Origin of the sequence: Streptomyces griseus subsp. griseus, assembly GCF_000720255.1 — a bacterium.
GTDB classification, from domain to species: Bacteria; Actinomycetota; Actinomycetes; order Streptomycetales; family Streptomycetaceae; genus Streptomyces; species Streptomyces griseus_I.
The window spans coordinates 103,313-111,945 of the sequence record NZ_JOJE01000025.1 but is presented as its reverse complement, the minus strand read 5'-3'; the positions used below and the strand labels follow the sequence as shown (position 1 = coordinate 111,945).

At 67.9% G+C, this 8,633-nt stretch carries 8 protein-coding genes and 1 pseudogene; 2 read left to right on the top strand and 7 right to left on the bottom strand.

The window, feature by feature from the left end:
• Nucleotides 1–94: 94 nt before the first annotated feature.
• Complete coding sequence (locus tag IG99_RS44330; RefSeq protein WP_078947959.1) at nt 95–1,876, bottom strand: serine/threonine-protein kinase; 1,782 nt, start codon at nt 1,874–1,876, stop codon at nt 95–97.
• A 63-nt stretch (nt 1,877–1,939) separates the two neighbouring features.
• Nucleotides 1,940–2,065 (bottom strand): annotated as a pseudogene (locus IG99_RS52060) (IS630 family transposase); the annotation flags it as partial.
• Between the two features lie 61 nt (nt 2,066–2,126).
• Between IG99_RS52060 and IG99_RS52055 the strand changes: the two are divergent.
• Nucleotides 2,127–2,282 (top strand): hypothetical protein, encoded by a 156-nt coding sequence (locus IG99_RS52055; protein WP_394298053.1) that lies wholly within the window; start codon nt 2,127–2,129, stop codon nt 2,280–2,282.
• A gap of 57 nt (nt 2,283–2,339) precedes the next feature.
• On the opposite strand, the gene IG99_RS28960 is transcribed toward IG99_RS52055, so the two are convergent.
• Entirely contained in the window at nt 2,340–2,963 is a 624-nt protein-coding gene (locus tag IG99_RS28960) for a TetR/AcrR family transcriptional regulator (RefSeq protein ID WP_037678844.1), read from the bottom strand.
• A 70-nt stretch (nt 2,964–3,033) separates the two neighbouring features.
• Between IG99_RS28960 and IG99_RS28955 the strand changes: the two genes are divergently transcribed.
• A complete protein-coding gene (locus IG99_RS28955) occupies nt 3,034–3,456 on the top strand; it encodes a hypothetical protein (RefSeq protein ID WP_199815615.1) in 423 nt (140 codons plus the stop codon).
• 154 nt (nt 3,457–3,610) lie between these two features.
• Here IG99_RS28955 and IG99_RS28950 read toward each other — a convergent pair whose 3' ends face one another.
• The 4 genes from IG99_RS28950 to IG99_RS28935 form a co-directional block, all read right to left on the bottom strand.
• A complete protein-coding gene (locus IG99_RS28950) occupies nt 3,611–4,831 on the bottom strand; it encodes a helix-turn-helix domain-containing protein (protein WP_037678843.1) in 1,221 nt (406 codons plus the stop codon).
• A gap of 564 nt (nt 4,832–5,395) precedes the next feature.
• A complete protein-coding gene (locus tag IG99_RS28945) occupies nt 5,396–6,073 on the bottom strand; it encodes an MSMEG_1061 family FMN-dependent PPOX-type flavoprotein (RefSeq protein WP_078947958.1) in 678 nt (225 codons plus the stop codon).
• The gene (locus IG99_RS28940) at nt 6,060–7,304 is read right to left on the bottom strand and encodes an ATP-grasp domain-containing protein (RefSeq protein WP_037678842.1); all 1,245 of its coding nucleotides are present in this window, start codon (nt 7,302–7,304) and stop codon (nt 6,060–6,062) included. The genes IG99_RS28945 and IG99_RS28940 overlap by 14 nt, the downstream gene beginning before the upstream one ends.
• A gap of 54 nt (nt 7,305–7,358) precedes the next feature.
• Nucleotides 7,359–8,606 (bottom strand): ATP-grasp domain-containing protein, encoded by a 1,248-nt coding sequence (locus IG99_RS28935; RefSeq protein ID WP_051866003.1) that lies wholly within the window; start codon nt 8,604–8,606, stop codon nt 7,359–7,361.
• Nucleotides 8,607–8,633: the final 27 nt, after the last annotated feature.

Below are 8,633 nucleotides of genomic sequence, written 5' to 3'. Positions count from 1 at the left end.
CGCACCACAGCAATCTCGTCCGGAGTCACACACCCTCAACGCCGCACCCGTCCCGAAGGACACGCGCCACCACAACCGACCTGACCAAGCCCTACTAGGGCGTGCGGATGCCGAGGACCTTCCCGAGCGTGATGGCCACGTCGAAGTCCCGATCCCATGTGAGTGCGACGAGGTCGTCGAACTCCGCCTCAGGGCGGAGCAGATTGAGGACGTCGGCTTCGAATACTGAGCCCGGTTCTGCGAGGTCGAGCGCCTCGTCGTGGAAGCAGCGGTACGTGTTGCGTGACCGGAACATGACCGAGTACCCACCGTCTACGAGCTCTCCCACGGAGACATCCCACCTCGCTTCAAGCGCCTGCAGTGTGCCGGCGACGTCGTCGGCGTTGAGCGGCGCGGTCAACAGATCCACTCCCACCGCTTCTCGGGCCGAATCCAACGGAAGCGTCTCGTCCCAGAGCACCGAGAGGTGGCGCTCGAAACCGATGTCCTCGCGAACTGTTTTGTCGAACTCCAGGTAGTCGGTGTCCAGATTCGTACGAATCCAGCTGGTGATCCAGAGGATCGGGGCGCTGATCAGATTCGCCGGCAACGAGCCATTGCCTTCACCGTAGACAGATTCGCGGATGCTCGTCAGCAGCTCTTCGCAGTGGTAGTCCTTGCAGAACCGGAACAAGTGAGCCGACCGCCGTGGCAGACCGTCCCAGCGCGAAGACTGAGGGAGGGGGAAATCAGCCAGAATCGTCTCCAACTCGCGTTGGAGTCCCGCCTTGGCGGCCGACAACACGAGAGCGTCGTCGTTCTCGTCCCACCGCCCGGCGCCCTCATAGTCGAACTTCGCCTTGCACAAGGCATATACAACGGCTTGAGCACATGTATTGAACAGCTCCGGGCTCACCCTGTACGCAACCTCGCAGTGATAGTTGAGGTTGAATCGGTCGAGCTCTCCGTCGGCGACCCGCTCGAAGACATGCTTCGCCGACAGCACGTCTCTGGCGGCACGGCCGAGGATCCGCTCGACCTCGCCGGACGAGCTGTCGGCGGACACTTCGTTGGGGCGCAGATCATCGGAGATCTCCTCGATTGCCGAGTCGAGCCGCTGAAGGGTTACCCGAAGCATGCCGCGTACGGTGTCGATGCGGAGCCGCTGCGCCTCGTCCTGGAGCAGCATCTGTTCAATGATCAGGTCGAGGTCGGCTAGGAAAGGATAGCGGTCGCGCACAAGCGCGTGTCGTCGCCCTCGGGCGTTCTGCTTCGTGAACATCTCGGTTATGACGAGGCCGAGCGCAAAGATGTCCGCCGGCTTGCCGATACCGAGGGCGTTGTTCCTCACCATCTGCTCGGGAGCGAGGTAGTTCCGGTTCGCTAAGAGGTCCCCGCGATTCGTGAGCGAGGAGTCCTTGAAATGCGCGATGCCGAAGTCGGCCAGGACGAGCCGACGCGCATCAGGGTCGACGAGGACATTCTCAGGTTTGATGTCGCGATGCACTATGCCGTCGCCGTGCACGTACGCGAGCGCATCGCAGAGCTGGCGCGCGTAGTCGAGAAGCACGTCAGCATCGGCTTCGTCGTTGATCACGTTTCGCAGCGTCATCGGGTAGAAGTCCATGACGTAGTAAAAGAAGTTCGCGTCCTCTGAGCGCGCGTGGATACTCACGACGTTCGGGTGGCTCGATGTCTGTCCGTACTCGATCTCCTGCTTGAAACGCTTGTTGCGAGCGGAGTCCGCGTCGCGGTCCTTCGTAATCCGTTTGACTGCGAACACCTGACCGTCGGGCTTACGGCGGGTCTTCCACACCACGGCTGATCCGCCCTCTCCCGGAGCTGAATCGCGCTCGTAAGTGACTCCGTCGATGATGAACGGTTCGCGCTTCGGCATGAACCCACCCTACTGACCTCCTCGGGGCGGTGACGTCGGCCAATTGCAGCCAGGACCAGACCGTTTCTCCGGCGGGGCGAGGTAGATGCCCGCCACGTCGCGGACCTTGGCCACGAACTGCGGGTCGGTCGACAGCTTCCAGGTCTCCACGATGTGCGGCTGGACGATGGAGGCCCCACTCCGGCTCCACCGGCACAAGGCCGAGACCCTTGCCTTCCTGCACCCCCACCTCCACCAACGCAGCGGCGGCATGATCGGAAGCCTCTCCCACCGGGCCGCTGCCATCGCCGCGACCCTTGACGGCAGCGAGCGCATCACCCGCCGCCGGCTCGACACCATCGACGTCGACCACGCCAGTGAAGGGGCCTTCCGGGGTGAAGCCCGGCGCGGCAGGGCAGCCGGATGAACGGCCGACAGCGAGGGCCGCCCCGGTCACCTCGCTGCCCTTTGTCCTGACTGCCCCTCACGAAGCATCCCCATCGTGATCGATGAGGGGCATCCCGGATGCCAGAGCGCGGGCAGCGTCGGCGAAGTACTGCTCGTCGGCACCAGGGGCAAGACCGAGCGGGACGCCCTGGCTGAGGCCGACGAACAGTGCCCTGAGCGCGGTGGTCAGGCGTTGCGCCTGTTGCGGCGTCACGACGCTTCCCTTGTGCGACCTTCCGGTGAACAGCGCGATCAGATGGCTCTCCTGCGCCCGGATGGACGTGGCGAGCTGGGACCCCAGCTCTGGGTCATGCAGGGCCATGTCCAGCAAGGTGATCTGGAGCGACAGGCCTGACAGCGCGTCCGGAGCGTCACAACCGCGCCGGTAGTAACGGGCGAAGGCGTCGACCGCTTCCAGCAGATCAAGTCCAGCGGGAACCGCCCGCTCGATCTCCTCGTAGTACGGCCGCAGGTAATCGGCGACCAGGGCGACCACCAGGCCGTTCTTGCTCCCGAACAGTGAGTAGATGGCGCCGGTGGTCAGGTCGGCGCGTTCGGCGATCTCATCAAGCCTGGCCCGGTACCCGTCGCGGGATACGACCTGGAACGCGGCGTCCAGCAAGGCGCGGCGGTTGCGTTCCTTGGCCTCCGCTCTCGTCATTCTCATAGTTTGATTATTACCGTAATCTCGTTACGGAACCGGTCGAGGACGAGCTTTGGGGAGGATGCTCATGGCCCAGGTCGTGGCATCGCGGGTGACCCGCCAGACGGTGGGGGCCATTGCCGACGGCGCCTTCAAGGTGCTGCTCGCCGCTGTCTGCATCGCCGGCGCCGCCCCGCTCGGCCGGTTGCTCGGGACGCCGACCTGGCTGATGGTCGTCTCAGGCGTGGCCCTGCTGATCGGCGGCGGCATCGAGATCAGATACACGCGCAGCCGGTCGATGCGTACCTACACGCGGCTCATGATCGCCTACGACAGCGGCTGGGTGCTGACAGCCCTGACCGGCCTCCTGATGGCGCGACAGGGCAGCGCCGCCGGGGGTGAAGTCTGGATGGGGTATCAGACAGCCGCCCCCATCGTGTTCGCCGCACTGCTGATCGCCGCTGCCCCCGTGCAGATGACCTCGGGCACTCAGCGCGACACCTCGGCTTAAGGTCGATCCACCTAGGGCCTGTCGTTTGGATCACGCCGCAGACGCGGGGTCTGGCACGCCCATCTGCGGCGTTGTCGTCGGTTGCCGATGCTCCGCATCGACGCCCTCCGAAAAGCACCGTCGCTGCCCTGCGACCTGATCCAAACGACAGGCCCTAGGCGGCCGGAACGCTCTCGGCGATGGCGCGCCACACTTCCGCGCTGAGGTCGGGCATCCGCGCCGCCTGTACCTGGGCGGCCAGTTCCCGCAGTCGGTGGTCCGCGCCGGAGTCGCCGGCGTAGGCGGCGAGCATGTCGCGCAGCAGCCGGAAGCGGATCTGGTCCCGGTAGGTCAGCAGGTGCACATCGTCCTCGGCGGCCGCGACGAGCTCGGCGGTGCGCTCCATCTGGCCCTGCCGATAGGCGAGTTGGGCCTTGAGGAGGAGCAGTTCCTGTACGTTCCTCGGCGGGCCTGCGAGCTTGAGCGCAGGCTCCACCTCGGTCAGCAGGGCCTCGGCCCGGTCGAGGCGGGGCGGCATGGACTGGAGCGACAGGCTTGCCGCGGCCAGCCTGAGACGCATCCACAGGGTGAGTTCCTCGCGGCTGTCCAGGGCCGCGAGCGCCCTCTCGATGAACTCGAACGCCTGGCTGAAGTTGCCCTGCCTGGCCCGGACGGTGGACGCGGTCCAGTAGGCCTCGGCGGCGAGTGCGCCCTCGCCGTGCGGCAGGCTCTCGCACACCTCGGTGCTGAGGGCGGCCGCTTCCGCGAGGTTGCCGAGTTCCGCTTCGGCGGAGATGAGCAGGAGCTTGGCGCGGACGAGGTCCGCGGTCAGGACGCGCAATTGGTGCCGCCGGGTGAGCTCCAGCGCTTCCTGGGCCGAGCTCCGGGCACCCTCCATGTCGCCGAGGTTTCGGCAACATCGGGCGATGCGCTGCAGGACGTAGACGTGCAGCGCCGGGCGGTTCAGCTCGCGGCTCATCACCTCCAGCTTCTCCAGGACGGTGCGCTCCTCCTGGAACTCGCCGAGTGCCGAGTGCTGGCGGGCGAAGAGGTCGAGAGCCTCCCAGCGCGTCGTGGCGTCCACGTCGATGGCGGTGCTGAGCGCGTCGTTGAGAAGGTCGCGGATCTCCCCGTCACGCTCACCGTGCGGTCGCGAGGAGAGAGTCATGACCAGATCGGCCAGATCGTTCTCGGAGTACTGGGCGAAGCTTTCGACCGGCACGTCCAGTCGCTCGGCCAGATACGCCACGGCGCGGTCGGTCGGCGGGCGTGCCCCGGATTCGAGCCTGGACAGATAGGCGGCCGACATTCCGGGTCCGGTCAGCTCCGACTGCGACTTGCCCTGCTGCAGTCGCAACTGACGCAGGCGTCGGCCGAAGCTCGGCTGCTCCAGCATGAGTGGATCCGTCCTCGAGGGTGATGATCGGGTTCAGTCAGCGGCGCCCCGCACAGGCGCGTTTGGCCCTAGAAGGCACTCAAGGGGGAGTCGCCTCGGCGACTCCCCCAGACCAAGAGTATGGCAAACCTTGTCTAAAGTTGGCAAGGTTGCGTTTTGCAAGCTTTGACCGGTCAGGGCCAGTCTATGGGGTCGGCGACCGCGGCCGCTTGGGTGCTCACGGACGCCTGAAGGGAGGGCTGAACCGGAGCGTGCCCCGCGGAGAGGAGAAGAGAGAGCGCCAGGGCAGCCAGTCCGCCCACGAGAACCTTCACGATGATCGATCCTTGCCTGTTGCTGGTGGGGTGAGAGGTGCGATCACCGTTGACCGCGGGCAAGGCGCGCTCCAGAGGTGGCCATTTCCCCCGTGCGGCCCGCCTGACAATCAAGCTAGCCCCGCCTCAACCGGCTTGGCAAGACTTGACAAACATTGGCAATTACCGAGTGTTCACTTCGTCATTGCATTGACAATCCCTGGCATCCATGGCGTCGGGGTCGTGTCCATCGGCACCTGCGGTCTGCCGGTCACGGGTAGAGGCGGCGCTCGTAGGACGCCCCGTACCGCTCTTCGAGCACGTCAAGGGGTACGTCCTTCCACTCCGTGCTCCTGGCGATGCGGGCCCTGGACGGCGCCGCTTCCGGCGTCCAGGACGCAGGATCCCAGACACCGGCTCGCATGAACGACTTTGCGCAGTGGAAATAGGCCTCCTCGACGTCCACCAGAACGGCCAGTTTCGGCCGATTGCCCTTGACGACCATCCCGTCCAGCAGCGTCGGCGTACGGACCAGCCGCGCCCGTCCGTTGACCCGCAGGGTGTCGCCCCGCCCCGGAATCACGAAGATCATTCCGATGTGCGGGTTCTGCAGGACGTTGCGCCAGCTGTCGAGCCGCCGGTTGCCCGGCCGGTCCGGCATCGCCAGCGTGGAGTCGTCGAGGACCTGCACGAAGCCCGCCGGATCACCCTTGGGGGACACGTCGCAGGAGCCGTCCGGAGCCGCCGTCGCGATCATCACCAGCGGTGTGTGCCGGATCCACGCCCTCTCGAACTCGCCCAGCAGCCGGGTCGCCTTGCCGAAGACGACCGGGTTCGCCTCACCGATCAGGCCACGCAACTCCTCCTCGGACGTGATCTCGATGTGGCCGGAACCCGCTGGGGCGCCGGGCTGCTGGACGGGCGGGCGCGCCGGGTCACTCGGGGGCATCGGCCGTAACCTCCGTGCGGACGACGACGCTCGCGCCGGTCTTCTCGCACCGGGCGAGCGCGGCGTCCGCGTCCGGCCCCACGGCGACCACCTGCCCGATCCGGTCCCAGCTGGAGCGCAGCGGCCGTACGGTGTCGCCGACGGCGACGTCGAGGGCGACGGTCAGCACGTCCGTCTGCTCCGCCGCCTCCGCCAGCCCCTCCACCGCCGTCACCGTGCCCGGCTCCGCGCTCAGGAAGCGGGTCGCCGCGGCCTGCCGCAGCGGGGGCCTGCTCTCCAGCGCCGGCAGGGTGCCGCTCGCCCAGGCGACGGTGTACCGCTCGATGTCGAAGCCGTAAGCCGCCTCCACCAGGTCCCGGATGCGGTCGCCGCCCGGCCGGTTGTGCGACTCGATCACCCGGGGCCCCCGGCCCGAGAGCCGCACCTCCGTGTGGCTCGGGCCCTCCTGGAGCCCGATCGCGTCGAGGAAGGTCCGCACGCAGCGCTCGATCGCGCTCGCCGAGTCCGGGGACACCCGGGCGGGCACGACATGGCCGAGTTCCACGAAGTTGTCGGAGGTCAGCTTCTCGGTGATCGCCACGATCACGTGCCGGCCGGCGAAGGTGAAGGCCTCGACGCTGAACTCCGGACCGTCGACGTACTCCTCCATGATGAACCGCTCGAGGGGGAACGCCGAGGCGAACTGGTGCTCCACCCCACGCAGTCCGCGGGCCGTCTCCCAGACGCGGTCGAGTTCCGCCTCGTCCGTGACCAGTTGGAGGCCGAGGCTGGCGATGCCGTCCACCGGCTTCACGATGAACGGGTATCCGTGGGCCGCCGCGAACCGGTCGAGGCTCTCCCGGCCGTCGAGTTCCTCGGCGGCGACGGTGATCTCCGGTGCCACGGAGGCGAGATGGCGGCGCATGCGCAGCTTGTCCCGCAGCAGCAGGGCCACGTCGTGGGAGACACCGCCGAGCCCCAGCAGGTCGTTGATGCGCGCGGCGGGTTCCAGTCCGGCCTCGCTCGTGGTCACGGCGGTCGTGAAGCCGTACACCTGATGGGCCGCTGTGATCAGGGGTTCGAGGATGCCCCAGTCCCGGTAGTCGACCAGCAGCGCGGCATCCACCAGCTTGGCGTGCTCCGCGAGGAACAGTTCGGGGCGCTGCAGGAAGACGACCTCGTATCCCTGCTCCTTGGCTTTGCGGACGTTCTCGATCCGTCCACCGACGATCAGGACGCGCTGCTTGGACATGGAACTCCTCGATCTGATGGGGGTGTTGGGAGGACTCGGCCGGTGCGACGCGGCTCACGCCCCGGGGGCGGGCGCGTCGGCCGGGTCGATCTCCACCACGGCCTCGGTGACCAACCGCTCGGCCAGCAGGCGCAGTTCCTGCCCGGTCGGGCACTCGAGCACCGCCCAGGCGAGGCGATCTCCCGAGTTCTGCGCGGGGCGCACCTGCGCGCCGGGCGAGAGGCGGGCGTCGTGTCGGGCGACCTCGGGCCGGGCCGCCCACGCGGCGAGGTCGAGCGCGGTCAGCCGGCCCGCTTCCGGCGCCGACAGGAAGAGGCTGCCCGCGGCGCGTGCCGGTGCCTCGGGCGTCTTCGGAACCTCGCCGAGGGCGAGGCTCAGACAGGCGGCGAAGACGTCGAAGTCATGTGCGCGGGCGACGAGTTCCATGATGTGGTCGCCTGGGGTGCGGACGGCCACCTCCATGATCACCAAATCCTGGTCGGCGCGTGCGCGGAACTCCAGGTGGACGACGCCGGTGGAGAAGTTCAGGGCCTCCACGACACCCGCGCACAGCTCTTCCGCGGCCTTGCGCAGCAGGGGCCGGTCCGCGCCGTAGCCGGCTTCGTGGAACAGCTCGACGAAGTACGGCGGCCCGCTGGTCTCCTTGCGGGTCAGGTTGGTGAACAGGACCCGGCCCTGGTGCACCAGCGCCTCCACGCTGTACTCCTGGCCCTCCACGTACTCCTCGACCAGCAGGGGCCCCTCGCTCTCCCGCCTGGCCACCACGTCGTCCCACTCCGCGGCGCTCGCGACCCGCTCCACGCCCTGGCTGCCCTGCAGCGACACGGGTTTCACCACGACGGGCAGCCGGGCGAGCGCCCACTCCCGCTGGTCCGACAGCCGCAGTGTGTGCCGGTGACCGGGCTGCGGCAGGCCCGCGCGGTGGAACTCGGCGCGCTGGAACGCCTTGTTGCGGGAGACGGTCGCCGCGTCGAGACCGGGGCCCGGCAGTCCGAGGCGGTGCTGCACCATGGCCGCGGCCATGACGTGGGCCTCCGCGAACGCCCACACGGCGTCCGGAACGAGCCGGCCGGCCAGGGTCATGGCCGGGGACAGCCAGCTCTCGTCCCGGGTCACGGTCGCCTCCGCCGCCGGTTCGAAGTCCACGATGCAAGGGAAACGCCCGGTCAGGGCCGCGTGCCGGGCGGGCGTCTCCACGATGCCCACCCGCAGGCCCGCCGCCTGGGCCGCGCGCAGATAGCCCTCGGCCATCACACCTGCGCCGATCAGGAGGACGGTCTGCTGCTGTCGCGTGTCTGTCATGGGGCTCTCCGGATTCATACGTGTCGA